A 26,425-nucleotide genomic window follows, 5' to 3' on the forward strand; every position below is an offset into this window, starting at 1 on the left:
ACGAGTGTCCGGCACCGAGCAGCGGGAGGGCCATCGGCACCACGGCAGCGCGGCCCGACCGATCACAGCGGGCGACTGCCCTGACCTGACTACCCACCACCCCCGCTGTCGAAAACCCGGTACTCGCCGCCCAGGGGCTAGTTCGAGTCCCGCCGGGCCCGTGCGCGCCGTTTGCCCTCGTGCATCGCCTGCACCCGGGCCACCGGAACAGTGTGCCCCTCCTCGACCAGATCGGCCGGAAGCTGTTGCGGCTCGGGCATTTCCGACTGCCAGGGATCGCTGTCGCCGAGGAGACCATGGACGGTGCGGACGGTGAAGTCGGCCGGGGTGACGTCGTCCAGATCACTCCAGCGCAGCGGGAACGACACCGTGACGCCGGGCCGGATCCGCGGACTGTAGGCCGCGGCCACCGTGGCGCCGCCCGCACGCGTGGCGTCGAGGAACACCTTGCCGTGGCGATCCTCCCGGATGAAGGCCGTCGTCCCCACCGCCGGGTCGATCCGCTCGGCCCGCGCCGCCACCGCCCGTGTCGCCGCGGCCGCGTCTTCCACATCCACGCCGGCCGCCAGCGGGACGAAGACGTGGAGCCCTTTGGAACCACTCGTCTTCACCGCGCCCGCCAGCCCGTCGGCTTTCAGGGCCTCCCGGATCAATCGCGCGCCAGCGACCGCGTCGGCGAAGCTCTGACCGGGCGAGGGATCGAGATCGAGCACCAGGTGGGTGGGTTCGGGCGCGGACTCGGCGAGGAACAGGGTCGCGTGGTATTCGACCGCGCGCTGATTGCCGAACCAGATCAACGTCCGCAGATCCCCACCCAGCGCGTAGGTGATCTCACGCCGTGAGCTCTCCGCCCACACCGTCGTCCGCGGCACCCATTCCGGCGTGTACTTCGGCAGGTTCTTCTGCATGAACGGCTCCTGCCCCGGCCGCACCCGCACCACCGACAGCGGCCGGTCCCGGAGCACCCGGAGCAACCGCTCCCCGGCGAACTCCAGATAGTCGATCAGATCCCGCTTGGTCGCCTCGGCCCCGTCGAACAACGGCTGATCGAGATTGGACAGTTCGACCCCGTGACGCAGCTCGCCTCCAGCCATCGCTCTACAGTCCCCGCCCACCGACCCGCCGTCAACCGTCTCCCGCGCGCGAAGGTCGGTAGCGCGTCCGGCCCCGCGCACCACGCAGCCACCGCGAACCGACATCGGCACCGACGATCAACATAGCGGCTGACCCGCCTGTCGCGGGTCACAACCGACGCACACCGCGGACCACCTTCGCGAACGACGCCGCCGTGCGCAGTCCAGAACCGAGGCGGGGATGACAGGCGCCGAGGTCGATCAGAACGGCGTAGGTCAGCCCGTGATCGCGCCGTTCGGCGAGCTGATCGAGGACCTCGGCCGGCGTCCCGACCAGCAACCAGTCGCGAATGACGGCGTCGGGCACCTGGCGGCCGTAGTCGAGGGCGGTGGCCTCGTCGATGGTCTGCGGGAGGATGTCCTGCGCGCCGGAGAACGTGGGGCCCAACGGATGTTCGACGCCGTGCCGCGCCCACGCCTGTGCCGACGCGGCGAGCGCGTATGCCCGGATCACGGGCGAGCCGAGGAGTTCGTCGACGATCGCCGCCGACCTGGCCGTGACGACGAACATCCACCCCGCGGCGCGGATCGCGGCGGGATCGCGACCGGCGTCGGCGGCGGCGGACCGGATCGTGGTCAGCTTGTCGCGATACTCGGCCGGGCTGCTCGGGAAGGCGGGCAGCCAGGCGTCCGCGAATCTGCCTGCGGCGCGCAACATCCGCGGCCCGTGCGCCCCCATCCAGATCTCGGGCCAGGTGCCGCGATGGGGCGGCAGCGCGAAGACGGCGTCGCGCAGCGGAAAGAACCGCGAGTCGCGGGAGATCGGCTCGCCGCGCGACTCCCACAACGCCCGGATCGTCGCGACCGCCTCCTCGAACCGGGCCACCGGCCTGCTCCAGTCGACGCCGTAGGGCTCGTTGTTCTCGCGCTCCCCCGGCCCGATCCCGAGAATCGCCCGGCCACCGCTGAGATGGTGCAGCGTCGCCGCCGCCTGCGCGGTGACCGCGGGATGCCTGCGACCCGCGTCGGTGACGCCGACACCGAGCCGGAGTCGGCGCCACCGGGTCCGCGCGGCGGCGTGGCCGAGCAGGGTCCAGGGGTCGTAGTACGCGTCGGCGTGTGGCGCGATGCGAGCACCGCCGACGTTCTCGGGCTTCCACACCGACGAGGGGAACAAGCCGATCAGATGATCGATGGTCCACAGCGAATCGGCGCCCGTGGCCGCCGCGAGGTAGCGCGCGTTGCGCTGGGTGAAGTCGGGCACGAACCGGCAGTGCAGGCTCGGGTCGACGACCCCCACCTCGACCTGGGGACGCCGGCGCGTCGGTGCCGTCTTCACGGCAGCCCGGCTCTGGTGTGGTCGGCCGCTTCCGCGAGCCGAGCCAGGCGGGTGAGGTCGCCGTGCAGGGCGTCGCGGCGGTCGTGGTGGGCGGGGGTGCTCAGCCACGCGAGCCGGTCGAACCACAGCGGCATGGCCAGGACCCGGTAGGCCTGCGCGATGCGGGTGCCCGCGGTGGTGGGTTCGAGGGTGTACCGCCATTCCGTGTGGTCGCCATAGATGCCGCCGTGGGTGATCCACGCCAGCTCACGGCCGGGTCGCGCGACGGTGATCGTGCACGCCCGGCGCCAGCGCATGACTCCGGACCTGCTCGAACCGAGGAAGCGCGCACCGACCACCGCGCCGGTGGCGCCGTCGAGCCAGCGCGCGCCCCGGCACTCGTGACTCCATTCGCCGACCCGGGTGACATCGGCGAGCACGTCCCAGACGGCATCGGGCGACGCCGTGGTCACCGCTTCCTGTCTGCCACGCAATGTCGTTCGCAGCGAAGAGAATTCGCGGCTTCGCCACCGGCGGAACGCCTGTCGCCGATAGCGGCGGATCATCAGGTGCAGAATGATCCAGCGTGGGATCGCGGGCACCAGTTCGGTGATGGCCGCGCGATCGGCGCCGTCGAGTCCGTCGAGGATGAACAGGCCCTGGTCGGAGAGTTCCAGCGGGCCAAGCGGTTTCACGTTGTAGCGGTCGTCCCACTCTCGCCATTCGGCCTCGGTGATCGTCTCCGACACGATCGGCATCATCTGCTCCTCTTCCCGCTCGAGATGTGGAAAGAGCAGAGCCCGTAGGTCTTCCAGTGCCGCGATCAGCGTTTCGCGGGCGTCGGCGGAGCGCCGGTATTCGGTGGCCGCCGCGGTCACCGCCGCCATCGCGGGCAGGATGGACCGATGGTCGGTGTCCATCCGGTCCAGCAGCGGCCGGGCGGCCGGGTTGCGGGAACGGACGATCGGATAGAGGTGCTCGTCCTCGGATTCGTGGTGATGGTGCAGGAACTCCATCATCCAGACGAGATGGTCGGCCACCGCGTGGCGTTGGTCGTCGAACGGGTACGGCCATTCGGCCAGCACCGCGTGGGCACGTCCGAGATCGCGTCGCAGCGCGGCGTGCACGATGCCCATGACCCTGGTGTCAGCCGGGCCCGCCGGATCGGTGTGGACTTTCATGATGGTCCCTCTTCTCGCGAAGATCGAGCAGCCGCACCACCGTCGCCGCCGCCCAGTCCTGGTACTGCTCGTGGGTCCAGCCGGATCGGCGCGTCAGCAACAGGTACATCTCGTTGCTGAACACGCCCTGGATCCCGTCGGCCTCCACCTCGGTGAGCGGTCGGCCCGCGAAGGCGGACACGATCGCGGTCCGTGAAATCCGCTCGTCCCGGCGGCATTTCGCGTCCAGTTCGCGCAGTTCGGCATTGCTCTCGGCCGCGATGTCGAGGACGCGGCGCAGCGGAGCGGTGCGCCGGTAGATCGCCGCCACGAGCGCCGCGAGTTCGGCGGCGCGCTCGTCGAGCGGGCGATCGCCGTCCACGCCGAACCACGGCCGATCGGCCAGCGACACCGCGGCGTCGTCACCGACCACCGCCACGTCGAGCAGCGCCTTCAGCAGCGCCGCCTTGTTGCCGACCTTGGAGTACACCGTTTCCACCGAGCACCCGGCCGCGCGGGCGATGTCGCGCATGGCGGTGCCCTCCCACCCGCGCTCGACGAAGATCCGGCCCGCCGCCTCGAACACCGCGGCGCGCGTCCGGGCCGCCATGTCCTGACGCAGGGTGGAGTCGTATCGACGGGAAACAGCAGCACTCACCGGTCCAGTATGGAACCAGCATGTATTGAATACAAGCTTGTTTGCCATCGCTAATCTTCCCGCGCGAACCCGGCGCACGAGTGGCCGACCAGCCGTTTTGGTCGATTGCCCGGTCGTCGGCTATCGTATGATCCGCGCGGTTCACGCAGGTGAATCGTTGTTCTGGCCCCGTCGTCTAGCGGCCTAGGACGCCGCCCTCTCAAGGCGGTAGCGCGGGTTCAAATCCCGTCGGGGCTACCGAGAACTCCCCGGTCTTCGTGACCGGGGAGTTTTTTCATGTCCGGCCTCGTGCGACATATTGACAGATGTTGCATGGCCCATACACTGAGGGAAATGTTGCACCAGGAGGTGACGTGACCGAGCAGACCGCACTGGGCCAACGCCTCGACGACCTCGCCGCACGTCCCGACGCCATCACCGCCTTCAAGGCCGCCCGCTCCGGGTTCCTGGCGGGCCGCAGGCTGGAGATGAAGGAACTCGCCGACGAGCTCGGCGTGAATCGCGCGACCCTGTTCCGCTGGGTCGGCGGCCGCGACGAACTCCTGGCCGAGGTGATCTGGTCGGTCGCCGAACCCACGTTGCGGCGCGCCGTCGCCGCGAACACCGGCCACGGCGCGCGCCGGATCGCCGGGGTCCTCGGCGATTTCGCGCAGGCGGTCAACACCTCCGATGCCTTCCGCCAGTTCCTGCGCCGCGAACCCGAACGCGCGCTGCGCCTGCTCACCACCCAGGCCGGCTCGATGCAGCGCCGCTTCGTGGCGTTCATCGCCGACCTGCTCACCACCGAGATCGCGGCGGGCACCGTCGATCCGCCGCTGCCGGTGCCGGAAGCGGCCCTGTTGCTGGCCCGGATCACCGAGACCTTCATCTACGCCGATGTGATCAGCGGCGAGGAACCCGACGCGGCCAAGGTCGTCCAGGCGTCGCTGGTTCTGCTGGGCGAACGGCCCGAACAGTAGGAACCGAAAGGAAACCCATGCAGCGCACCATCTACTCCGAGGACCACGAGGCCTTCCGCGCCTCGGTCGCCGAATTCGTCAAGCGCTCGATCGAGCCGAACGCCGAGCGGTTCGCCGAGGAGCGCGCCATCGACCGCGAGACCTGGCTGGCGGCAGGCGAACTCGGCTACCTCGGACTCGGCGTGCCGGAGGAGTTCGGCGGCAGCGACGCCGGCGACTACCGGTTCGCCGCGGTGCTCGGCGAGGAACTGGCCAAGGCGAGCGCGGCGCTGTCGTCCTCGTTCGGCATCCACTACGACGTGTGCGCGCCCTACCTGGTGGAGCTCACCACCGACGAGCAGAAGCGGCGCTGGCTACCCAAGTTCTGCACGGGCGAGATCGTCACCGCGATCGGCATGACCGAACCCTCTGGCGGCTCGGACCTGGCCGCGCTCAAGACCACCGCGGTCCGCGACGGCGACGACTGGATCGTCAACGGCTCGAAGACGTTCATCACCAACGGTTTCAACGCCGATCTGGTGATCGTGGCCGCCCGCACCAGCCCGGAGAAGAAGGCCAAGGGCATCACCCTGTTCGCGGTCGAGAACGGCATGGAGGGTTTCACCCGCGGCCGCAAGCTCGACAAGGTGGGGCAGCCCGAATCCGACACCGCCGAGCTGTTCTTCGACAATGTCCGCGTCCCGGACGCCAACCGGATCGGTGAGGTCGACCGCGGCTTCATCGCGATGATGGAGCGCCTGCCGCAGGAGCGCATCGGCGCCGCGATCTCCAACACCGCCCACGCCGCGGCGATCCTAGAGGAGACCCTCGCCTACGCCAAGGAGCGCAAGGCCTTCGGTCAGCAGATCGGCAGCTTCCAGTACAACAAGTTCCTCTTCGCCGAGCTCGTCACGAAACTCGAAGTGACGCAGGCGTTCGTCGATCAGGGCATCGCCGCGCACGCCGAGGGCAAGCTCTCCGCGGTGGACGCGGCCAAGGCCAAGTGGTGGTCGGCGCAGGTGCAGAACGAGATCCTCGACGCGTGCGTGCAGTTGCACGGCGGCTACGGCTACATGCGCGAGTACCGGGTGGCGCGGGCGTGGATGGACGCCAGGGTCACCAAGATCTGGGCGGGCTCGAACGAGATCATGAAGGAACTCATCGGGCGCGACCTCGGGCTCTGAAAGCAGTGCGTCGCGCCCGGCGAAAGACCACCGGGCGCGACGCGACGCCGGTCAGTTCAGGATGATCGGCAGCGCGGCCAGATCGTTCTGCGTCAGCACCGGCAGGTTGCCGAGCTCGCTGTCGGGCACGGCCAGCCGCAGATTCGGGAAGCGGGCGAACAGCGCGGGCAGCGCGATCGCGGCCTCGAGCCGGGACAGGGCGGCGCCGGGGCAGATGTGCGGGCCGTACCCGAAGGCCAGGTGGCGGTTGGCGGTCGCGCGGGTCACGTCGAAGTCGTCGGCGGTGTCGCCGTGCACGGCGGTGTCGCGGCCGATGGCGCGGTAGGACATCACCACGCCGTCGCCCTTGGCGATCACGGTGTCGCCGACGGTGATGTCCTCGGTGGCGAAGCGCATCAGCAGGTGCGAGACCGGGCCGTCCCAGCGCAGCGACTCCTCGATCACCTGCTTCCACTCCACGTCCCCGGCAAGCACTTTCGCCAGCTGCTCCGGTTCGTTGAGCAGGGCGCGCACGGTGTTGACGATGAGGCTGACGGTGGTCTCGTGCCCAGCGGCGACGAGGGCCTTGATGTTGCCGATCGCCTCCTCCTCGGTGAGCGGCTCGCCGCCCTCGTCGGCGACGATGAACGCGGAGGTGAGATCGTCACCCGGGTTCGCGATCTTCTGGCGCACCTGCTCGGTGAAGTACACATCGAGCTCGCCGATCACGCGCAGGCGCTCGTCCTGCGGGGTCATCACCGAGAAGAACTTCTTGTACCAGTCGAGCAGTTGGGCGTGGTCCTCGCGGGCGACGCCCATCAGGTCACCGACCACGCGCATCGGCAGCGGGTAGGCGAAGACCTCCTTGAGGTCGACCGGCGTGCCGTCGGCGCCCGCGGCCGCGAGGTCGTCGAGCAGTTCGAGGGTGAGCTGTTCGATCACCGGGCGCAGTTCCTCGAGCCGGCGCGGCGCGAGGGCCTGCGCGGTCTTGAGCCGCAGCCTGCGGTGCTCGACGCCGTCGACGTTGAACATCGAGCGGTCCACGTCGACCATGCCGATGAGCGGCCACTGGTTGGTGACCACCCCGTCGGTCCACGGCTTCCACGCGTGGATGTCCTTGACCAGGCGGGTGTCGGTGGTCAGCTGGCGTGCGACAGCGTGGTCGGTGACGGTCCAGGCGGTGACGCCGAGCAGGTCGATCTTGGTGATCGGGCCTTGGGCGCGGAGTCGGGCGGTCTCTCCGTCGAGGTCACCGACCATCGGGTCGATGGAGAAGGGGCATTGCGAACTCACGAAGAACCTCCGACGGGTCGAACAGGTGTGAAACGAACGGGCAGTGCGGTCATGCCCCGAAGGAAAGCCGAAGGTCGCCGGGTGAGTTGGTCGGCGGGGACGGCCAGGTCGACATCGGGGAGCCGGTCGAGCAGCACCTCGATCCCGGTCCTGGCGATGATCTCGGCGATCTGCTGCGCCGGGAACGGGCAGCGGTATTCGCCGTAGCTGAACGCGAAATGGGCGTTGTTGCCGGTCGGTACGGTGTCGCCGTCGGTGAACGACTGCCGGATGTGCGGGTCCAGATTGGCGGCGGCCAGGCCGAGCAGCAGCATGTCGCCCGCCCGGATGGTCTGATCGGCCAGGCGGGTGTCGCGCGCGGCCCACCGACCCGCCAGGATCGAGGTCGGGCCCTCTTCCCAGAGGACCTCGCTCATGGCCTGACCGACGCTGCGCCTGCCGCCGCCGAGCGCGGCCGCGAACCGGTCGTCGACGAGCATCAGCCGCATGGAGCTGCCGAGCCAGTCGGCGGTGGTGAGGTGACCCGCGGCGGTGATCGCCATCAGGTCGTTCATGTACTCCTCGTCGGTGAACGGTTCCGGGTCGGCCAGCATCAGCGACACCAGATCGCCTGCGGGCCTTGCCTTCTTGGCCGCTACGAGCCGTGCCATGTGTTCGGCGAAGCGCATGTGCCCGGCCTGGGCGTCGGCGCCGCCGTCGGCGAGCTGCTTCATCGTCAGCGCGAGGTCGGCGGCCTCGCTGTCGGGCAGGCCGAGGATGCGGCCGAGCGCGAGCACCGGCAGCGGCTCGGCGAACTCGGCGACCAGGTCGGCGCTGCCGCGTCCGCAGAACCGGTCGATCAGCCCGTCGGCGAGTTCCTCACAGGCACGGCGCAATTCGTAGTGGTCGACGGCGTCGAGCGCGGGCTCCACCATGGCCAGGTGCCTGCGGTGTTCGGCGCCGGCGGTGAAATAGATCGAGGGCATCGGCCTGCCGACCATCGGCAGCAGCGGCCAGTCCTCGGGCACCCGGCCCCACTGGTTCCACAGCGACACATCGCGCGGGAACAGCAGCGGATCGCTGGTCACCTGGTGCAGTTCGCGGTAGCCGATGATCAGCCAGGCCGGGAACCCGCCGGGCAGTTCCACCGCGACCACCGGGCCGTGGTCGCGACGCATCCTGCGGTAGACCTCGTGCGGTTCGATGTGGAACTCGGGACCGCTCAGCGGCACCGCGCCGGTGACCGGGCAGGCGCCGGTGGGTGTGCTCATCAGACGGTCTCCCCTTGCGGAACAGCGGAATACAGGTGTTCGACCAGCGCGATCAGCACCTGCTTGCTGGATTCGCGCGAGCGCGCGTCACACATCAGCAGCGGGACCGTGGGGTCGAGGTCGAGCGCGTCGCGCACCACCTCGGGGCCGTGTGAGTCGCCGAAGTCGTTGCAGGCCACCACGAACGGTGTGCCCTGGTGTTCGAGCCGGTCGATCGCGTACCAGGAGTCGCTGATCCGGCGCTGGTCCACCAGCACGATGGCACCCAGCGCGCCGGTGAACAGCCGGTCCCACAGGAACCAGAACCGCTGCTGCCCCGGCGCGCCGAACAGATACAGCACGTGCTCGTTGTCGAGGGTGATCCGGCCGAAGTCGAAAGCCACGGTGGTGGTGGACTTTCCGGGCACGGCCGTGGCGTCGTCGACACCCTCGGAGACATCGGTCATGGTGGCCTCGGTGTCCAGCGGCCTGATCTCGCTCACCGAACGCACCAGCGTCGTCTTGCCGACCCCGAATCCGCCGATGACCACGATCTTCAACCCGTGCATGGCCGTGCTGTGCAGCGGGGCCAGCGACCGCTCGGGGGCGGTCTCAGAGCTTGCGAAGTCCAACGAGCACCTTCTCGAGGGTGGAGGCATCCAGCGTCATCGCCGCGGACAGCGGCGGACGGATCGTGATCTTGCCCGCGTGCAGCAGGTCGGCCAGCAGCACAGTGGCGACGCCCACCGGCAGCCGCAGCTCGGCCGCCACCTCGACGACCGCCGTGGGCGCGCGGCACATCTCCAGGATCGCGACCTGCTCCGACGACATGCCCGCCGACGGCCCGGACTCGGTGACGATCAGGGTGACCAGGTCGAAATCCTCGGTGGCCGGGGCCCGTCCGCCGGTCAGCGTGTAGAACCGGTCGGGATCGTCGTCGCGGCCGGGCCTGTTCAATTCGGCACTCCGCGTCGGGGATGGGCGGACATATGCTCGCCGAGCTGTTCGACCAGCTCGTGCATCGTGTGCCCGACCAGGCCGGCGTCGGCGTCCTCGGCGGCGACCACCGCCAGGTGCGCGCCGCGCCCCGCCTCGACCACGAACAGGATGCCGCCGTAGAACTCGGTCATCGACTGGCGTACGCCGCCGCGCCCGTCACCGAACTCGACGGAGGCCCCGTGCGACAGGCTCTGGAATCCGGCGGCGATCGCGGCGAGCTGGTCGGCGCGGTCGACGTCGAGTTCCGGTGTGTGGCAGATCTTCAGGCCGTCGCCGGAGAGCAGCAGGGCGTGGCGGGTGCGCGGGGTGCGGGCGAGCAGCTTCTCGAGCAGCCAGCCGAGGTTCGTCGAGGCGGTGGTGGTCATCGGTCCTCCATGTGGTCGGGAGCGGGGGCGGCCGCGCGGCCCGGCGCCGACCGCTGGAACGCGCCGAGGGCGGCGGGCTTGGCCGGTGGGGTGTCGGCGACCGGCGTGCTCGCCAGGCCGTCGGGGTGGACTTTGGCCAGGGTGTCGCCCCTGCGTCGCTTGGGCAGCGCGGGTGAGGTGGACACCGTGGGCATGTCCGAGGTCCTGGCGTGTTGCGGACGCGGGGTCGGCGCGTCGAACTGGCTCAGCGAATCGAACTGCTCGAGCGTCGTGAGCTGGGGTTCGGTGGGTCGCGGTGTCGGTGCCTGCACCTGGGTGGTCCCCCGGCTGCGGCGCTCGGCGCGGGCGGTGAGCTCCCGCGGGATCACCACGACGACGGCGGTGCCGCCGATCGCCGACGGCCGGTAGGAGACGGTGAGCTCGTGCTTGCGGGCCAGGTGCCCGACGACCGCGAGGCCGAGCCGGGTGCCCGAGAGCGAGGTCAGGTCGCTGCCTTTGCCCTTGTGGTCGCGTCCGCTCACGGCCGCCTCGGCGCGGCGCAGCGCCGATTCGCTCATCACCAGGCCGCTGTCCTCGATCGTGATCACCACGCCCGCGGGCACTTCCGCGGCGTAGACGTGCACCTCGGTGGTGGGCGGGGAGAAGTTGCAGGCGTTGTCGAGGAGTTCGGCCAGCGCGTGCATGACGCCTTCGGCGGCGTGCCCGGCGACGCCGACCTCGGCCACCGCGCGCAGACGCACCCGCTGATAGCCGGCGACACGGCCCATCGCGCCACGCAGAATCGATTCCATCGCGATGGGTTTCGCCCAGCGGCGCCCGGTCCGCGCCCCGCTGAGAACCGCGATGCTGTCGGCGAGCCGACCGGTCTGGGCGGTGCGGTGGTCGATGTGGAGCAGGTCGGTGAGCACGCGCGGGTCGGCGTGCCGGTGCTCCATCTCGCGCAGTTCGGCCAGCATGCTGGTGGTCATCGCCTGGATGCGACCGGCGGCGCCGGCGAAGGCGGCCAGCGCGGCGGCCCCGCGGCGACTGTTCTCCTGGGCTTCCCACGCGTAGTGGGTGGCGTGTTCCTCGGCCTGGGCGATCCGCTGACTCGCCTCGGCGATGGTCGCGGTGCGCTGTTCCTCGGCGCGGCGGGCGAGTTCCTGCGCGGCCCTTGCCTTCCCGCGCTGACGCAACGCGGCGAAGATCGCGGGACAGCCGACCAGGGCCAGCGTGAGCGCGGCGGCGAGCACCGGGATGCCGATGGCGGGTGGCGCGAAGAACGCGGTGACGCCCGCGATGGCGGCCACGGCGATGCCGGCTCCCAGTACCACGTAACCCGTGGTCGCGCCGGTGGCCTCCTCGCCCGTCGCCGCCTGCGCCATCGGCTCGACTTCCGCAGTACTCACAGGCCCCCAACCACCAATCGTCAAACCAAACACGCAGCACGGCAGCCCGTTTCGATATCGATGGGAGCATAACGAGCCCTCGCCACGCCTGCCACTCGAGCGGCGAGGGTTCATCATCTGTTCGTATGCGATTCGTTACCGAATTGGCATGCGCGGCGAGCCCCCACCTGCGGTTATGCGGAAAGCGTCTCGCCTGTCACGCTCGCCATAGCGCCATAACCGGAGTTATTGGGGTGCAGGTGATCTCCGCTGTCGAAGGCGGGAGCCAACCGCGTGCCGTCGGCCGGATCCGCCATGGCGCGAGCCAGATCGACCACCGCGTCGAACGATCCCGCCGTCCGGATCCAGCTGTTCACCTCCTCGCGCACCCGGTCCTTCGCGGCCGAGTAATAGGGCGAGCCCGCGAACGGGAGCAGGGTGGCGCCGACGACGCGGATCCCGGCAGCGTGCGCCGCGTCGATCAGGTGCCGATATCCGGCGACGAGCTGTTCGGCCGAAACCTCCGGCGAGAAGACACCATCCGGACCGGTCGCTCCACCGAGCCCGATGTCGTTGATGCCGATCAGCACGACCACCGTGTCCACGCCGGGCTGCGTGAGGACATCGCGCCGGAAGCGGGTGAGCGCGCTGTCCCCGAGGACGGTCGAATCGGTGAGCAACCGGTTGCCACTGATCCCCGCGTTGACGACCGCGCCGGTTCTGCCCGCCGCGGCGAGGCGGCGCGCGAGGTGGTCGGGGTAGCGCTGGTCGGCGTCGACGTCGGAGCGATAGCCGTCGGTGATCGAGTCGCCGAACGCGACGACGACATCGCCGGTCCGATCGGTCTCGACCGCGTCGACACCGGTCAGGTAGTACCAGGACTGAGAGGTCTCGGTGAAGGCCGCGGCGGACGGATCGGCGGCGCGATCGCCCTGCGCGCGGTAGCTCGTCGCGGCGGCCTGGGCGTGCTGGGTGGCCGGGCCGGTGGGCCCGGCGAAGTACAGCGTCACGGTGACGGCCTCTCCCGCGCTGACGGGCAGGTCCACGGCGTCGCTGGAAACCTCGGCGCCCGGGGCGATCTCGAACGCTCCGGATCCCGCGAACGCGAGGTGACGTACCGAGTCCGCCACCACGGCCGCGCCGCCCGCGCTGCGGGCGAGGGTCGCGCCCGTGACGGCGAGGGGCGCCGCGCCGTACTGGTTGGACAGCCGGATCCGGACCGCGGGGCCGCCTTCGGACAGCCGCACCACCTGGCGGACGGTCTGGTCGGCGAACCCCGTCATCGACCAGTTCGGCATCACGGCCGTGGCCGGATGCTGGGCGGCGGCCGCCCACGCCCCTGACCATTCCCGCGTCGCGGCGGTGTCACCGCAGGCGACCAGGGCGAGGGCGGCGAGCAGGACGGCGGCCGCCCGGGCGAGCATCTTCATGCCAGGGTCCAGGACATGCCGAATCGGGCCAGGGCGTCGAGGAAATCGACCGGTTCGAACAGCTCGGCGGGCGACTGCGCGCCCGGCGTGCCCGCGCCTGCGACGATCCTGGCGGCGACCTCCACGGCCAGCTGGGCGCTGTTGCGGTAGGCGTCGGGTCCGCTGCCGATGCCGCGCAGGAGCTGTCCGTCGTGGCGGATGTCGACGACCATCGAGTAGGCGGCGGGCGCCGACGGCGTCTCCGGTGCGGCGGCCAGGTCGGCCTCCGTGATGGTGCCGATGACCTCGAAGATCGATTCGGCCAGTACGCCTTCCACCGAGGCCGCCCTCGTGTGCCGCGGAATCGTCACCACCGAGGGCTGCGGGAACTTGCGCACGGCGATGGGTTCGGTCGCGTCGGGCAACAGGAATTCACCGCGGCGCGGAGTCGGGCCGGTCTGGAAGCGATCCTCCGACCAGGACAACCCGCCACCGGCGAACACATCGAGATTGCGGAGCACGGTACGCATGCTGCCGCGCGAGCCTTCCCCGCCGGGCAGTGCCACATGACTGAGGACGATCTCGTCGGCGCCGCCGAGCCGCGCCGCGCCGACATGGGCGAGCAGGTCACCGAAGATGCCGGCCTCGGTGGTCGCGGTGGCGAGGGTGACGCCCGCTGCCTCGGCGAGCGGGCCGTACTCGTCGAACACCTTGCGCACGAAGAGCTGTTCGCCCGCGACATCCACATAGTGCGCGCCCGCCGCGATTGCGGCACGCAGCACTCCTTCGCCGGTGCCGGTGTAATCGGGCAGCGTGCTGATCACGGCGTCGACATCGCCGAAGGCGGCGACGAGGGCGGCGTGATCGTCGGCGGCGGCGACCCTGATCTCCGTGTCGAATCCGGCCAGGCGGGCGGCGTCGCGGCCGACCACCACCGTGTCGATGCCGCGCTCGCGCAGTTCCCGCACCGCGAATGTCCCGACGTGGCCGCTGGCTCCGTAGACGGCGATCTTCATGTCCCACTCCTTGTTCGTCCTGGCTGATGTACTCAGCGTAGGAGCGATGTGGGAGACAGAAAATCATCCATAGTCTCAACTGGATATCCAATCGTCTGCATGGGTATGTTTACAGATATGGATCTTCTCAGCGACGTCCTGGCCACCGCGCGAACCGGCAGCCCGGCCTCCGGCATGTTCGTGCGGCACGCACCGTGGGGGCGCCGGTATCCACGCATCGAGAGCGCCGGATTCCATGTGGTCCTGCAGGGCTCGTGCTGGTTGGTCCGCGCCGGCGCGGAACCCGTGGCGCTGGGCGCCGGCGACGCGGTGTTCATGCCCCGCGGCGTCGCCCACGACCTGCTCGACCAGCTGGACAGCCCGATCACCGAAACCGCGGGCCCCGAGGACATCCGGCTCGTCGAAGGACCGGGAGCGCCATCGACCCTGCTGTGCGGCTCGTATCAACTCGCCACCGACCGCACCCATCCCCTGCTGACGGAATTGCCGGAGGTCGTGCACATTCCGGCCCGGCTCGGCACCCACGCGGCGTTACGCGCCGCCGTCGGCCTGCTCGCCGAGGAACTCACCGACTCCCACCCGGGCGCCGACGCCGCGATCCCTCCCTTGCTGGATCTTCTCCTGCTCTACCTGCTGCGCGCGTGGCTCGCGGAGAACCACGAGCCGACGGGGTGGGCGGCGGCCGTCGGCGATCCCGACATCTCCCGCGCGCTGCGCGCCGTCCACGACGACCCGGCACACCCGTGGACCGTCGAATCCCTCGGCACCCGAGCGGGTCTCAGCCGAGCGGCCTTCGCCAAACGCTTCGCGACGCTGGTCGGGGAACCCCCGCTCACCTATCTCACCCGCTGGCGCATGCTGACCGCCGCCCGCCTGCTCCGCGACTCCGACCGCCCGCTGTCCAGCGTGGCCGAGCGCACCGGATACAGCTCCGAATATGCCTTCAGCAAGGCGTTCAAACGCGAATTCGGCACGGCGCCGGGCCGATACCGCGCGCTCGGCGCCGACGTACTGCTGGCCGGAACGCGCTGACGCTCAGGACAGGACGGCAGTCGCCTCGACCTCGACGAGCAGATCCGGTTCACCCAGCGCGGCGACACCGAGCAGGGTGATCGGCTTGACCGGATCGACGCCGAGCTTCGCCGCGGCCCTGGCCACGCCCTCGCCGAGCAGGGGGAATTTGTCGGCGCTCCAGTCGACGACGTAGATGGTCAGCTTCGCGACGTCGTCGAACGAACCGCCGACCGCGGCCAGCGCGGTCCCGACATTGAGGTACGCCTGCTCCACCTGCGCCGCGAAATCGCCCGCGCCGACCGGGTTTCCGTCGGCGTCGCGCGCGACCTGCCCGGCCAGGAACACCATGCGCGATCCGGTCGCCACCGCCATCTGCCGATACACCTCCGGCTTGGGCAGTCCGTCGGGATTGATCAGTTCCACAGCCATGCGCCGCTCCCATCGTCGAGGTGTTTCGTCGATAACATAACAGCGATATGTATTCTTGCGCCATGGCGAGGACGAAGAACCCCGCGGTGCGGTCGATGCTCATCGAGCGGGCGGCGCTGCTGCTGCGCGAGCGCGAGCCGGTGACGCTGCGCGGGCTCGTCCGCGGCACCGAGGTGTCGACGATGGCGGTCTACACCTACTTCGACGGGATGGACGGGCTGTGGCGGGCGGTCCGGCAGGAGGGGTTCACCCGGCTGGCGGCGCGGCTGGCCGACGTGCCCGACACCACCGACCCGGTGCGCGATCTGGCCGCGCTCGGCGCCGCCTACCTGGCCAACGCCATGGCCAACCCCGATCTCTACCGGGTGATGTTCGACGCGGAGTTCGACCTCGAGGACGCGCGGGCCGCCGACGCCACATTGGAGCGGCTGGTGCGCGCCGCGGACGCGGCCAGGGCGGCGGGACGGTTCCGTGCCGAGATCGATCCGCTCGAGCTGGCCACCCAGAGCTGGACCATCGGGCACGGATTGGCTGCCCTGGTCGCGACCGGACCACTGCCACCGACCACGCTCGACCACGGAATCCCGCTGCTCACAGCGTTGTTCGTGGCAGCAGGCGACGATCCGGCGCGCTGTGCGCGGTCGGTGGCGGCGGGCTGGCGGCTCAGTTGAGCTGGGCCAGCGCCGCTTTCGTCGCCTCGGCGACGAGTTCGTTGGACGGTTCGGCGTTCTGGTCCGGCTTCGTGGTGAGGACCGCGAGGACGAGGGGGGCGCGGTTCGGAGGCCAGGCGATGGCCACGTCGAGGGCGGAGCCGTAGGCCGGGGTGCCGGTCTTGTCGCCGACGGTCCAGTCCGCGGGCAGGCCCGCCTTGATGCGCTTGGCGCCGGTCCGGCTGGCCTTCAGCCAGGTGGCCAGCCGTGCGCGCTCGGGTTCGCGCAGGGCGTCACCGAGGACGAGCGCGCGGTAGTCGGCGGCCAGCGCGGCGGCGGTGGTGGTGTCGCGCACGTCGCCGGGGATGGCGGTGTTGAGTTCGGTCTCCCAGCGGTCCAGCCGGGAGACGGGGTCACCCAGCCGGCGCAGCGAATCGGTGAAACCGGCTGGGCCACCCAGCAATCGGAGCAGCATGTTGCCCGCGGTGTTGTCGGACTGGGTGATCGCGGCGTCGCACAGCGCGGCGACGGTCATGCCGCTGTCGACGTGTTTCTCCGTCTCCGGGGAGTTCGCGACGATGTCGGCAGCGGTGTAGTGGACGACCTGGTCGAAGTAGCCGGTGTCGAGCGGGTGTGCCTGGAGCAGGACGCCGCACGCCAGGCCCTTGAACGTCGAGGCCATCGGGAACAGTTCGCCCTCGCGGTAGCCGACGGTGCGGCCGCTACCGGTGTCGATGACCATCAGGCCGAGGCGCGCACCATATTTCGACTCCAGGTCGGCGAACGAGACAGTGGCGGGCGCGGTCGTCGAGGTCTCGGGGGCGGTGGCCGGCGTCTCGCTCGAACAGGCGGTGAAGGCGACGACGGACAGTGCCAGTACCGCGGCGGCCAGGCGCCTGCGCAGGGGAATCACGGAGGAAGTCACCGCTGCAGGACATCACCGACGGTGGTGGCCGGGCCAATACCAGGCCTCGGCGGGTCCGAGTCGGCATCGATATCGGCGCAGGTCGAGCCGATACGAACCGCTGTTCGGCGGCTCGGTCCCCGCAGACCGGGGATCTGACCTCGCACGCGCTGGTTCAATGACCGGCATGGATCTGCTGCGTCATCTCCGGTTCTTCGTCGCGGTCGCCGACGAGGGCCACTTCGGGCGCGCCGCCGCGGCGCTGGAGATGACCCAACCACCGCTGTCGCAGGGGCTGCGGCGGCTCGAGCAGTATCTCGACCTCGAGCTCATCCACCGCACCAGTCAGGGCGCGTTGCTCACCGCCGCGGGCAAGGAGCTGCTCCCCCGCGCCCGGCTGCTCGTCGACGACGCCGACCGGCTGCGCGCCGAAGCGCGGCGCATCGCCCAGCGCAGCGGGACCGTGCGGTTCGCGGCCACCGCGGCGCTGCCCGACCGGCTGGTCGCCGCGTGCGTGACCGCGCTGCGCGCGTCGGGCGCCACGGTGTCGACCACGCTCGGCTCCACCGTCGACGCGGTGGCACAGGTGCGCGCCGGGGTGTGCGACGTGGCGGTCGTCGAGCATCCGGCGCTGGTCGACGGCGTCGAGGCGGGGCCGATCGTGAAGGTGCCGCGCTGGCTGGTCGTGCCCGCCGAGCATCGGACCACCACCACCGAACGCCCCACCTTCCCCATGCTGACCGGCCTGCACTTCGCGCATCCGGCGCGCGCGGCCAATCCGCCCGCCTTCGACACCGTGCGCGACCTGCTCCGGGAACGCGGCCTCGACGCACCGCCGCTGCCTGCCCCGGACGACCGCGCCGTGCTGGCCGCCGTCGCGGCGGGGACGAGCTTCGGCCTGACCACCACCCCGCCGACGCCGACGCCCGGCGTCGCCTGGCTGACCCTCGCGCCGCAGTCGGTCGCCCTGCGGGTCAGGATCATTCGCCGCCCCGACGCCGCCGACCACGCGAGCGCGCTGGACCGGGTGCTGTACCGGGAGCGCCTGCGATGAGCACGGCGGCCGAGCGGATCCGCGCGGTCTTCGCCGACGCGGGCTGCACCGGATGGCTGCACGCGCGTCGCTGCGACGACTCCGGCGACGAGGTGTGCGTCGGCGGGAGCGAACGCGTGGTCATCGCGTCGGTGTACAAGCTGCTGTTGTTCGTGGCGTTCTGCCGGGAGGTCGCCGGTGGTCGCATCGACCCGCGGGCCCGGATCACCGTCGACCCGGCCGAGTGCACGCCGGGCCCGACCGGCCTTGCCGCACTGCATGATCCGGTGACGCTGAGCCGCCGCGATCTGGCGACCTCCATGATGACGGTCTCCGACAACGCCGCCGCCGACGTCCTGCTCGGCGAGATCGGCCTGGCCGCGGTGACCGAGCTCGCCGCCGAGGTCGGCCTCACCGAGACCAGGGTCGTCGGCGGCACCGCCGATCAGCACCGCAGCCTGGTCCGCGACACCGACACCCACACCACCGCGGAGGCCTTCGCCGCGCTGGCCGACAACGACGAGGCCTGGACCATCTCGGCCTACGACCCCTCCTACGCCAGCGCCACCACCCCCGAGGAGATGACCCGCTTCCTCCGTCTGCTGTGGACCGGCCGGCTCCTGCCCGCCGAGCACACGGCCTTCGCGCGCACGGTGCTGGGCAGGCAGATCTGGCCGCACCGGATCGCCGCCGCGTTCCCGCACCGCGACGTGCTGGTCGCCGGCAAGACCGGCACCATCGGGGTGATCCGCAACGAGGTGGCGGTGGTGGAGTTCCCCGGCGAAACCCCGGTCGCCGTCGCGGTGTTCACGCGTGCGGCCCGCGCCGATCCCACGCTGCCTGTGGTCGACGCGGCCATCGGGGAGGCCGCGCGGATCGCCGTCACCGAACTGCGCCGCCCGCACTGACCCACCCGAATCGGGCGGCGGTGGCTAGCATCGGTGCTCGTGGGTGGAGATTCTTCCGGTTTCGGCCGGGTGCGTGTGATCGGTGTGGTGGCGGGGGTCCTCGGATTCGTGCTGGCGGTGGCGGCGCCGTTCCTGCCGGTCCGGCAGGAACGGGTGAGCCTGGACTGGCCGCAGCCGCAGTCGCTGCAACTGAGCGCGCCGCTGGTGGACTACGTGCCGTTGTCGCTGGACCTGAGCGTGCCGTGCACCGCGCTGCGGGACATGACCGGCGCCACCGTGCTGTCGACGGTGCCGCCGCAGGCGCCGCGCGCCGGGTCGAAGGGCCTGGTCGCCCGCATCGAAGAACGCCCGGACAGCGGCCGCACGCTTGCCGTCGTCCTGCGCGATCGGCTGCTGCTGAGCGTGCCGGTCGCCGAGATCGCGGGCACCACGGGATCCGTCGCTACCCCACCGGGCGCCGCCACGAATCTCCCCGGCGGGCCTCCCGAGGGCGCGCCGGCGGCAACCGATCCGCCGCGTGGAACCCCGCCGCCCGGTGGAACGGCGCCGTCGGGAACTGCACGGCCCGGTCCGGAAAACGCTCCCAACGGGCCGGCGCCGACGGGGGCGCCACCGAACAACAACACCTCTGCGGGGCCTGGCGCACCACCGTCGGGCGCCCCGACCAGCGGAAATCCCGCCGGCTCACCGGAAAATCACGGCGGCACAGGGGAAACCGCCACCGCCGCAGCCTGTGTGGCGCTGACGATCACGTCGACGGCGACCGGCACCACAGCCGAGATCACCGGGCTGACCCGCGCCGACGGGACACCCATGCGGACGACCGTCGACGCCGATGTACGGCCACAGGTCGTCGGCGTCTACACCGAACTCGATCGGGCGCGGATGGGCGATGCGCGGCTGCACGCCGAGATCGATGCGCGGTTCTCGTCGAGCCCGAGCGGGTGGAAGCTCGCGGCGATGCTCGGTGCGGTGCTGTGCACCCTGCTCGCCCTGATCTGCTTGCATCGCGGCGACATTCGGGACGGCCGGCGCGCGCGTCGCGTGCTGCCCGCCCGGTGGTGGCGACCCACCGGTCTCGACGCGACCGTCACCGGGACGCTCGTGGTCTGGCATGTGATCGGCGCGAACAGCTCCGACGACGGCTACATCCTCACCATGGCGCGGGCCTCGCGTGAGGCCGGGTACACGGCCAACTACTACCGGTGGTTCCAGGTCGCGGAGGCGCCGTTCGGCTGGCCCTACGAGGTGCTGGCGCAGCTGACCCGCGTCAGCGAGGCGGGCCTGTGGATGCGGTTGCCCGCGCTGCTCGCCGGTCTGGTGTGCTGGCTGGTCCTCAGCCGGGAGGTGCTGCCGCGCCTGGGTTCCCGCGTCGCGTCGAGCAAGCCGGCCCGCTGGACCGCGGCCCTGGTGTTCCTCTCGCTCTGGCTGCCCTACAACAACGGCCTGCGCCCGGAACCGCTGATCGCGGTCGGCGCCCTGCTCACCTGGTGCTCCATGGAGCGCGCCATCGCCACCCGGCGCCTGCTGCCCGCCGCCGTCGCCGTGCTGATCGCCGCGTTCTCCCTGGCCGCCGGGCCGACCGGATTGATCTGTGTCGCAGCACTTCTCGCCGGTGCGCGGCCCGTGCTCCGCACCATCGCGCGCCGCGCCGCGACCGGCTCGGGACCGGCGTTCCTCCGGTACGCCGCGGTACTGGCGCCGATCGCCGCCGCGGGCACCCTCGTCCTGATCGTGGTCTTCGCCGACCAGACGTTCTCGACGGTGCTGGAGGCGACCCGGGTCCGTCAGCTCGTCGGCCCCGACCTGTCCTGGTTCGAGGAGCGCACCCGCTGGGATTCGCTGCTGTCGGTGAACCCCGACGGTTCACTGACCCGCCGTTTCGGCGTCCTCGCCATGCTCCTGTGCCTGGTCGTCGGTGTCCTGACGGCGGTGCGCCACGGCGGTCGCATCCCCGCCACCGCCCGCGGCCCGGTCGCCCGCGTGCTGGCGGTGACCTTCATGGCTCTGCTACTGATGATGTTCACCCCCACCAAGTGGACCCACCACTTCGGCGTCTACGCCGGCCTCGCCGCCGCTCTGGCCGCCGTCACTGCGATGGCCTTGAGCCGCAACGTGATCCGCGCCGGCCACGTTCGCACGCTCTTCGCCGCCGCGGTCCTCTTCCTGCTGGCCATCAGCACAACAGGCTCCAACGGCTACTGGTACGTCTCCGGCTACGGCGTCCCCTGGCCCGACCGCGCCCCCAGCCTCGCCGGCGTCGAAGTCTCCACCCTCTTCCTCCTCGCAACGGGCCTGACCCTGCTGGTCGCACTGCGCCAGTACTACCGATCCGACGGCCCGACCCGCACCGATGGCGCCGTCCAGGCGTACGCGAGCGCCCCCGGCATCGCGAATTCCGCTGTGCCCAGCGCGCAGCGGGAGCAGTCCTCGCACGCGACGGACCAGGAAGACAGCGCGGCCGTCGACCACGCGGGCACCGCGCACATCGGCACCGAATCGGCCGCAGGGTCGGACACACCGCACAGCAGCGGGTCTGCCGTCGAGGCCGCCGCCGGGCAAAACGAGGCCGCGGGCACCGTGTCACCGGTGACCGGCGCTCACTCCTCGACCGACAGTGCCCCTGAATCGACGCCAGGTGCCAACGAGACGTCGACGGCCGGCACTGCCCACGGCGCACCCGGCTCGGCCGTTCCGGAAACGAGCGAACGGGACCACCGTTGGGCCAGGCTGCCGGTCGTGGCCCCGCTGACCGTCGCCGCGGCGGCGATGGTGCTGTTCGAAGTGGGCTCGTTGGCCACCGCGGCGATCTCGCAGTACCCGGCCTATTCCGTCGGGCTGTCCAACTTGCGCACCCTGACGGGTGACCGCTGCGCGATGGCCGATGACGTGCTCGTCGAAACCAACACGGCGGATTCCCTTCTCACGCCGTACGCGGGCACGGCGGCCGACGGCCTCGCCGCGGAGAACACCGGCTTCACCCCCAACGGCGTCGGCAGCCTCGCCCCGGACCCGGGCCCCGGCCAATCCTCCGCTCCCCCTTCGGGTTCCGGCCCGGCCCCCGGCGGCCCGGGCGGCGCGCCTCCCACCGGTCAAGGCGGCGCGAGCGCGCCCATGGGCGCCTCTCCCAGCGGACCCGGAACAAGCCCGAACGGACCTGGCAGCACCAGCGGCCCCTCGTCGACCAGCCCCGGCGGCTCAGCCCCGAGCGGTCCCAGCGGCTCCGGACAGGGCGCCGGCTCGCCGACCGCTCCGGGCGGCTCGAACCCGTCCGGGCCCGCAGCACCTCCGAGTGGGCAGGGTGGTCCTGGCTCGAGTGGCGGCTCCACGAGTGCGCCCGGCGGCAACACCTCAGGCGGCACCGCACCGGGCGCGGGCGGTGGCGCACCGAGTGGTGGGTCGGCCTCGGGTCCCGGTGCCGGGCCACAAGGGGTGGCCGGCGTCAACGGGAGCACTGTGGCGCTCCCCTTCGGGCTGGTGCCGGAGCGGACGCCGGTGCTCGGGAGCTACTCGACCGGCGCGCCGCAACGCAGTCGGTTGACCACGCAGTGGTATCGCCTGGATCTGGCCGCCGCGCAGCGGGATTCGGCGCATCGAGTGCTGGTGCTCACCGTGGCGGGGCGGATCGAGTCGACGGCGCCGGATGGTTCGTCGATGCCGGGGCAGCGGTTGCGGGTGGAGTTCGCGCGGCGGGCCGACGACGGCACCGTCACGCCGCTGGGCGAACTGGCGCCGCCGACGGTCGGCGGCGCGCCGGGATGGCGGAATCTGCCGATCGGGTTGGACACCGTGCCGGCCGGAACCACGGCGGTGCGGCTGGTCGCCGAGTCGGGCGAACCCGATCCGATGCGGTGGCTGGCCGTCACTCCCCCGCGTCTGCCGAAGCTGTCGCCACTGAACACCGTGGTCGGCAGCACCGATCCCGTACTCGCGGATTGGCATGTGGGACTGGCCTTCCCGTGCCAGCGCCCGTTCGACCACCGCGGCGGAGTCGCGGAGATGCCGCTGTGGCGGATCCAGCCCGACAAGCTCAACGCGCAGGTCTCCGAGACCTGGCAGGGCGAGACCGGCGGCGGCCCACTCGGCTGGACCGGTCTGCTCATGCAGTCGCGCACCATCCCCGCCTACCTCGCCGACGACTGGACCAGGGACTGGGGCGAAATCCAACGCCTCACCCGCCTGATCGCCGCCCCACCAGCGGAACTCACCGTCCGCACGGCGAACACCTGGGGCTGGTCCGACGAGAGCCCCATCAGGACAGGCTGATTCGCCCGCCCACACCGCTGACCCTGCCGTCCACGGCTCGGCGGGTCAGCGGCGACGGCTGATCCGGTGGACCACCTACACCGCGGTCCGCTCGTCCGACATCCAGGCGCAGATGGCCTCGACGGCCGTGCCCCGGAGGTCGGCACCCCGCCAGACACGGAGTTCCGGCGCAACGCGCCCCCGGACAGCAGAAGACCGCCGCCCAGGATGGGAACGGCGGTCTTCGGTGGCGGTCCTACTTCGCGGGCGGCTGCCCACCGGCAGGCGGCTCACCCGGCGCGCCCGCCGGGGGCTCACCGCCGCCGGGCGGGGTGGCGCCCGCGGGGAGCGGCTTGCCGATGTTGCGGGCCATGTCCGGCATCAGGCGGATGGCGACCTGCTCCCAGGTGCCCCAGTTGTGGATGCCGATGTCGGGGAAGTCGTAGCTGACGTTGGTGTAACCCAGTGCGGTGAGGCGCTTTTCGAAGGAGCGGGTGTTGGCCAGCGCGATCGCCTCGAGCGGCATGCCCTGGGTGATCGCGTCGACCGAGGACAGGTCCTGGTCGGCGGGCTTGGCACTACCGGCGGAGATGTAGAGGCGGGTGTTGTTGGCGATCAGCTTCTCGGCGAACCCGTACGGGTCCATCCGCTTCCACTTCTCGCTCCCCGCGGGCGCCATCGCCTCGATGTTGTAGCCGCCGCTGGCGATCATCGCCGCGCCGAGCGCCTCGCGCATCCCCGGCATGGTCATGTGCAGATAGCCCGACAGCGAACCGGCGTAGGTGAACTGCTCGGGGTGGTAGGCCGCCATCATCAGCGCCGCCCCGCCACCGCTGGACAACCCCACCACGCCGTTGCGGGTCGCGCTGAACCCGAGCCGGGACTGCAGCGCATCGGGCAGGGTCTCGGTGATGAAGGTTTCCCACTGATAGGTGTTGACCTTGCCCTGGGTGTCCTCCCAGCCACCGATGGCCGACCCGGAATCGGCGCTCGGCAGCGCCGAGCCGTCCGGGTTGACGCCGTTGAAGCTGCTCGGCTGGTCCCAGTCGGCGTAGAAGCTGGACTGCCCGCCGACCGGCATCACCACGTTGATGTTGAACTTCGCGATCTTGGCGGGGATGTCGGTGTGCTTCTCCCAGCCGTTGAGGTCGTTCTCGGCCCGTTCACCGTCGAGCAGGTAGACCACCCGGTCGGTGTTGCCGTCGGCCGCGCGCACGATGCGGGTGTTGATGGTGCCCATCGACGACTCGACGGGGAAGTCGATCGCGGACGGGTCGGCGTCGGCCGTCGCCGGCGCCACCGACGCGCCGAGCGGCAAGACCGCCGCGGCCACGGCCACCGCCACCCCGCGCCGGAGCCCGCGCGAGCCGTGTCGGCGCCGCAGCGCCCCTCCCATGGTTACGCCACGCATGATCGCTGTTCAGGCCTTTCCCGTTGTGCGGCGCCCGCCGCTTCCCCACTCCACCCGAACGCGGCACAGCCGACGCGCGGGTCCTGCCGGGCAGCATAGCGTGCCCGGCCCGGCCGGGACACTCTCGAAAACCGATGCGGGGCAATTCGCTTGGTCAGCGCACCGCCGCGACCCCGCTGACGCAGAATCCGTTCACGCCGTCGTCGAGGGTCAGCGCGACCTCGCGGGCGGCTCCGTCCGCGGCGGTCACCGGCACGTTGACGGTCGCACGCACCACCGATCCACGGCTGACTTCCAGCGCCTTGTCCTCGAATCGGCGGATCCCCGACAGCGCGGTTCCGAGCTGGGAGCCCGGGCACACCAGCGGATAGTCCGGTTCCACGTCGGCCGGGTTCACCGGATCGCCGACCACCCGGCTGAGGTACCGCTCGGCGGTGTAGCGGGCCTGTTCGTCGGAGAGGATCCGTCCCCCGGGTTCGGTGACGAAAGGGCAGCCGTAGACGGACCGTAATTCGCTGGGCGGCAGGGTGATCCGAATCGCGCCGCTCTCCCAGAACGGTCCGGCCACTTCTGTCTTCCCCGGCTTGCGCAGCGCGTCGGCGATCCGGGCGGCATCACCGTACATCGTGGAGATCTCGGCGGGTGGTTGGGTCCAGCACTTACGGGTGAGTTCCGCCAGGTCGCCGTCGCGGACATCCTCGAACCAGGGTCCGAGGACCGTCGCGGCGGTCGGGCTGCCGGGCACCGCGCCGATCTGGGTGGCCGGAGCGGGGCTGCCGTCACCCGCGGTCCCACCCTTGACCGCGGCGAGCACCCCGGCCGCGGTGACCCCCGCGACCGCGGCGGCCGCGCCGGCGAGCAGCAGGAACTTCCGGGTCCGCGACGAGCGCGGCGCGCCTGCCGAAGCGGGACGAGACAGTACCGCGGTGTCCCCGCTGACGGTCCGGCCCGACAGCGCCGCGACGGCCGCGTCGGCCAGTTCACCGCAGCTGGCGTACCGATCGTCGGGGTTCTTGGCCATGGCGCGCGCGATCACGGCGTCCAGCGCGACCGGCAGGGCGGGGTTGCCCGCCGAGGGCCGCGGCGGCGGTTCGAGCAGGTGCGCGCTGATCATCGCGCCCGGCGTCTCCCGCTGGAACGGGACGAACCCGGTGAGCAGCTCGTAGAGGGTGCCGCCCAGGGCGTAGACATCGGTGCGCTCGTCCAGCGGCGCGCCTTCGAGCTGTTCGGGCGCCGCGTAGGCGAGGGTGCCGAGCACCGAGCCCGCCGAGGTGAGGCTGGTGGTCTCGCCCATGCTGCGGGCGATCCCGAAGTCGGTGACCAGCACCTCGTCGGCGCCGTCGTCGGCGCGTGCGATCAGCAGGTTGGCCGGTTTGATGTCGCGGTGCAGCAGGCCCTGCCGGTGCGCGTAGTCCAGTCCCTTGGCCGCTTCGGCGACGATACGCACCGCGCGCGCCGGCGTGAGCACCGACAACCCCTGCCGCAACAGGTGGGCGGCGTCGACACCGTCGATGAACTGCATCGCGATCCACAACCGGTCGCCGTCGACGCCACGGTCGAAGATCTGCACGACATTGGGATGCCGCAGCCGGGCGGCCAGATCGGCCTCCCGCTCGAAGCGGGCCCGGAACGTCGGTTCCACCGCGAGCCGCGCGTCGAGCACCTTCACCGCGTCCCGGCGCGGCAGCCGCGGATGCGCCGCGAGGTACACCGCGCCCATTCCCCCACCGCCGAGCCTGCGTTCGATGCGGTATCCCGCAAGGATCGCCCCTGGCTCGAACTCCATCGTCACTCCTTCGCACTCCCCGTGAGTGCCCTCAGGCTATCCGCCGTCGCGCGGCCC

Annotated in this window: 23 protein-coding genes and 1 tRNA gene; 8 read left to right on the forward strand and 16 right to left on the reverse strand. The window is 71.1% G+C overall.

All coding sequences use genetic code 11. The features are described from left to right. Positions 1-137: 137 nt before the first annotated feature. The 4 genes from DFR69_RS05035 to DFR69_RS05050 form a co-directional block, all read right to left on the reverse strand. On the reverse strand, positions 138-1,094 hold the full coding sequence (locus tag DFR69_RS05035) for a DNA polymerase domain-containing protein (RefSeq protein WP_110036266.1): 957 nt from the start codon (positions 1,092-1,094) through the stop codon (positions 138-140). Between the two features lie 148 nt (positions 1,095-1,242). Further along, entirely contained in the window at positions 1,243-2,412 is a 1,170-nt protein-coding gene (locus DFR69_RS05040; RefSeq protein WP_208643911.1) for an LLM class flavin-dependent oxidoreductase, read from the reverse strand. Continuing rightward, positions 2,409-3,572: a hemerythrin domain-containing protein gene (locus DFR69_RS05045; protein ID WP_110036267.1), complete on the reverse strand. Its 1,164-nt coding sequence runs from the start codon at positions 3,570-3,572 to the stop codon at positions 2,409-2,411. The genes DFR69_RS05040 and DFR69_RS05045 overlap by 4 nt, the downstream gene beginning before the upstream one ends. Further along, positions 3,538-4,209, reverse strand: a complete 672-nt coding sequence (locus DFR69_RS05050) for a TetR/AcrR family transcriptional regulator (protein WP_244198097.1) — start codon at positions 4,207-4,209, stop codon at positions 3,538-3,540. The genes DFR69_RS05045 and DFR69_RS05050 overlap by 35 nt, the downstream gene beginning before the upstream one ends. Positions 4,210-4,373: 164 nt before the next feature. Here DFR69_RS05050 and DFR69_RS05055 point away from each other — a divergent pair. The 3 genes from DFR69_RS05055 to DFR69_RS05065 all read left to right on the forward strand — a co-directional run bounded on the left by DFR69_RS05055 (position 4,374) and on the right by DFR69_RS05065 (position 6,331). Then, positions 4,374-4,446, forward strand: a tRNA-Glu gene (locus tag DFR69_RS05055). A 116-nt stretch (positions 4,447-4,562) separates the two neighbouring features. After that, on the forward strand, positions 4,563-5,168 hold the full coding sequence (locus DFR69_RS05060; protein WP_110036269.1) for a QsdR family transcriptional regulator: 606 nt from the start codon (positions 4,563-4,565) through the stop codon (positions 5,166-5,168). 17 nt (positions 5,169-5,185) lie between these two features. After that, positions 5,186-6,331: an acyl-CoA dehydrogenase family protein gene (locus DFR69_RS05065; RefSeq protein WP_110036270.1), complete on the forward strand. Its 1,146-nt coding sequence runs from the start codon at positions 5,186-5,188 to the stop codon at positions 6,329-6,331. 51 nt (positions 6,332-6,382) lie between these two features. Here the strand turns inward: DFR69_RS05065 and DFR69_RS05070 are convergent, their stop codons facing one another. The 8 genes from DFR69_RS05070 to DFR69_RS05105 all read right to left on the reverse strand — a co-directional run bounded on the left by DFR69_RS05070 (position 6,383) and on the right by DFR69_RS05105 (position 13,988). Further along, positions 6,383-7,603, reverse strand: coding sequence for a cytochrome P450 family protein (locus tag DFR69_RS05070; RefSeq protein ID WP_110036271.1), 1,221 nt, complete (start codon positions 7,601-7,603; stop codon positions 6,383-6,385). Next, complete coding sequence (locus DFR69_RS05075; protein WP_110036272.1) at positions 7,600-8,853, reverse strand: cytochrome P450 family protein; 1,254 nt, start codon at positions 8,851-8,853, stop codon at positions 7,600-7,602. The genes DFR69_RS05070 and DFR69_RS05075 overlap by 4 nt, the downstream gene beginning before the upstream one ends. Continuing rightward, positions 8,853-9,464 (reverse strand): GTP-binding protein, encoded by a 612-nt coding sequence (locus DFR69_RS05080; protein WP_425271595.1) that lies wholly within the window; start codon positions 9,462-9,464, stop codon positions 8,853-8,855. The genes DFR69_RS05075 and DFR69_RS05080 overlap by 1 nt, the downstream gene beginning before the upstream one ends. Further along, complete coding sequence (locus DFR69_RS05085) at positions 9,445-9,789, reverse strand: DUF742 domain-containing protein (RefSeq protein WP_110036274.1); 345 nt, start codon at positions 9,787-9,789, stop codon at positions 9,445-9,447. The genes DFR69_RS05080 and DFR69_RS05085 overlap by 20 nt, the downstream gene beginning before the upstream one ends. Next, positions 9,786-10,196, reverse strand: coding sequence for a roadblock/LC7 domain-containing protein (locus DFR69_RS05090; protein ID WP_110036275.1), 411 nt, complete (start codon positions 10,194-10,196; stop codon positions 9,786-9,788). Before DFR69_RS05090 ends, DFR69_RS05085 begins: the two co-directional genes overlap by 4 nt. Then, the gene (locus DFR69_RS05095; RefSeq protein ID WP_244198098.1) at positions 10,193-11,584 is read right to left on the reverse strand and encodes a sensor histidine kinase; all 1,392 of its coding nucleotides are present in this window, start codon (positions 11,582-11,584) and stop codon (positions 10,193-10,195) included. The genes DFR69_RS05090 and DFR69_RS05095 overlap by 4 nt, the downstream gene beginning before the upstream one ends. A 173-nt stretch (positions 11,585-11,757) precedes the next feature. Beyond that, entirely contained in the window at positions 11,758-12,993 is a 1,236-nt protein-coding gene (locus DFR69_RS05100) for an SGNH/GDSL hydrolase family protein (RefSeq protein WP_110036277.1), read from the reverse strand. Beyond that, the gene (locus DFR69_RS05105) at positions 12,990-13,988 is read right to left on the reverse strand and encodes a saccharopine dehydrogenase NADP-binding domain-containing protein (protein WP_110036278.1); all 999 of its coding nucleotides are present in this window, start codon (positions 13,986-13,988) and stop codon (positions 12,990-12,992) included. The genes DFR69_RS05100 and DFR69_RS05105 overlap by 4 nt, the downstream gene beginning before the upstream one ends. A 117-nt stretch (positions 13,989-14,105) precedes the next feature. Between DFR69_RS05105 and DFR69_RS05110 the strand changes: the two genes are divergently transcribed. After that, positions 14,106-15,020, forward strand: a complete 915-nt coding sequence (locus DFR69_RS05110; protein WP_110036279.1) for an AraC family transcriptional regulator — start codon at positions 14,106-14,108, stop codon at positions 15,018-15,020. A gap of 3 nt (positions 15,021-15,023) precedes the next feature. Here the strand turns inward: DFR69_RS05110 and DFR69_RS05115 are convergent, their stop codons facing one another. Further along, the gene (locus DFR69_RS05115; RefSeq protein ID WP_110036280.1) at positions 15,024-15,431 is read right to left on the reverse strand and encodes a RidA family protein; all 408 of its coding nucleotides are present in this window, start codon (positions 15,429-15,431) and stop codon (positions 15,024-15,026) included. 62 nt (positions 15,432-15,493) lie between these two features. Here DFR69_RS05115 and DFR69_RS05120 point away from each other — a divergent pair, with 62 nt between their 5' ends. Continuing rightward, positions 15,494-16,102: a TetR/AcrR family transcriptional regulator gene (locus DFR69_RS05120; RefSeq protein ID WP_110036281.1), complete on the forward strand. Its 609-nt coding sequence runs from the start codon at positions 15,494-15,496 to the stop codon at positions 16,100-16,102. On the opposite strand, the gene bla is transcribed toward DFR69_RS05120, so the two are convergent. After that, positions 16,095-17,006, reverse strand: a complete 912-nt coding sequence (gene bla, locus DFR69_RS05125) for a class A beta-lactamase (protein ID WP_110036282.1) — start codon at positions 17,004-17,006, stop codon at positions 16,095-16,097. The genes DFR69_RS05120 and bla overlap by 8 nt on opposite strands. 157 nt (positions 17,007-17,163) lie before the next feature. Between bla and DFR69_RS05130 the strand changes: the two genes are divergently transcribed. From DFR69_RS05130 to DFR69_RS05140, 3 genes are read left to right on the forward strand one after another with little or no spacing between them, the layout of a single operon-like run. Further along, positions 17,164-18,039 carry a LysR family transcriptional regulator gene (locus DFR69_RS05130; RefSeq protein ID WP_208643912.1) on the forward strand — a complete coding sequence of 292 codons (876 nt, stop codon included), beginning with the start codon at positions 17,164-17,166 and terminating at the stop codon, positions 18,037-18,039. Then, positions 18,036-18,926, forward strand: coding sequence for a serine hydrolase (locus tag DFR69_RS05135; protein ID WP_110036283.1), 891 nt, complete (start codon positions 18,036-18,038; stop codon positions 18,924-18,926). Before DFR69_RS05130 ends, DFR69_RS05135 begins: the two co-directional genes overlap by 4 nt. 39 nt (positions 18,927-18,965) lie before the next feature. Further along, on the forward strand, positions 18,966-23,192 hold the full coding sequence (locus DFR69_RS05140) for an arabinosyltransferase domain-containing protein (RefSeq protein ID WP_146229193.1): 4,227 nt from the start codon (positions 18,966-18,968) through the stop codon (positions 23,190-23,192). A 235-nt stretch (positions 23,193-23,427) separates the two neighbouring features. On the opposite strand, the gene DFR69_RS05145 is transcribed toward DFR69_RS05140, so the two are convergent. Both DFR69_RS05145 and DFR69_RS05150 read right to left on the reverse strand, forming a co-directional pair. Further along, positions 23,428-24,567 (reverse strand): alpha/beta hydrolase, encoded by a 1,140-nt coding sequence (locus DFR69_RS05145; RefSeq protein WP_110036285.1) that lies wholly within the window; start codon positions 24,565-24,567, stop codon positions 23,428-23,430. A 169-nt stretch (positions 24,568-24,736) separates the two neighbouring features. Beyond that, positions 24,737-26,368: a serine/threonine-protein kinase gene (locus DFR69_RS05150; protein ID WP_110036286.1), complete on the reverse strand. Its 1,632-nt coding sequence runs from the start codon at positions 26,366-26,368 to the stop codon at positions 24,737-24,739. Between the last annotated feature and the right edge of the window lie 57 nt (positions 26,369-26,425).

It is taken from the genome of Nocardia neocaledoniensis, from assembly GCF_003182135.1.
Taxonomy (GTDB): Bacteria; Actinomycetota; Actinomycetes; order Mycobacteriales; family Mycobacteriaceae; genus Nocardia; species Nocardia neocaledoniensis.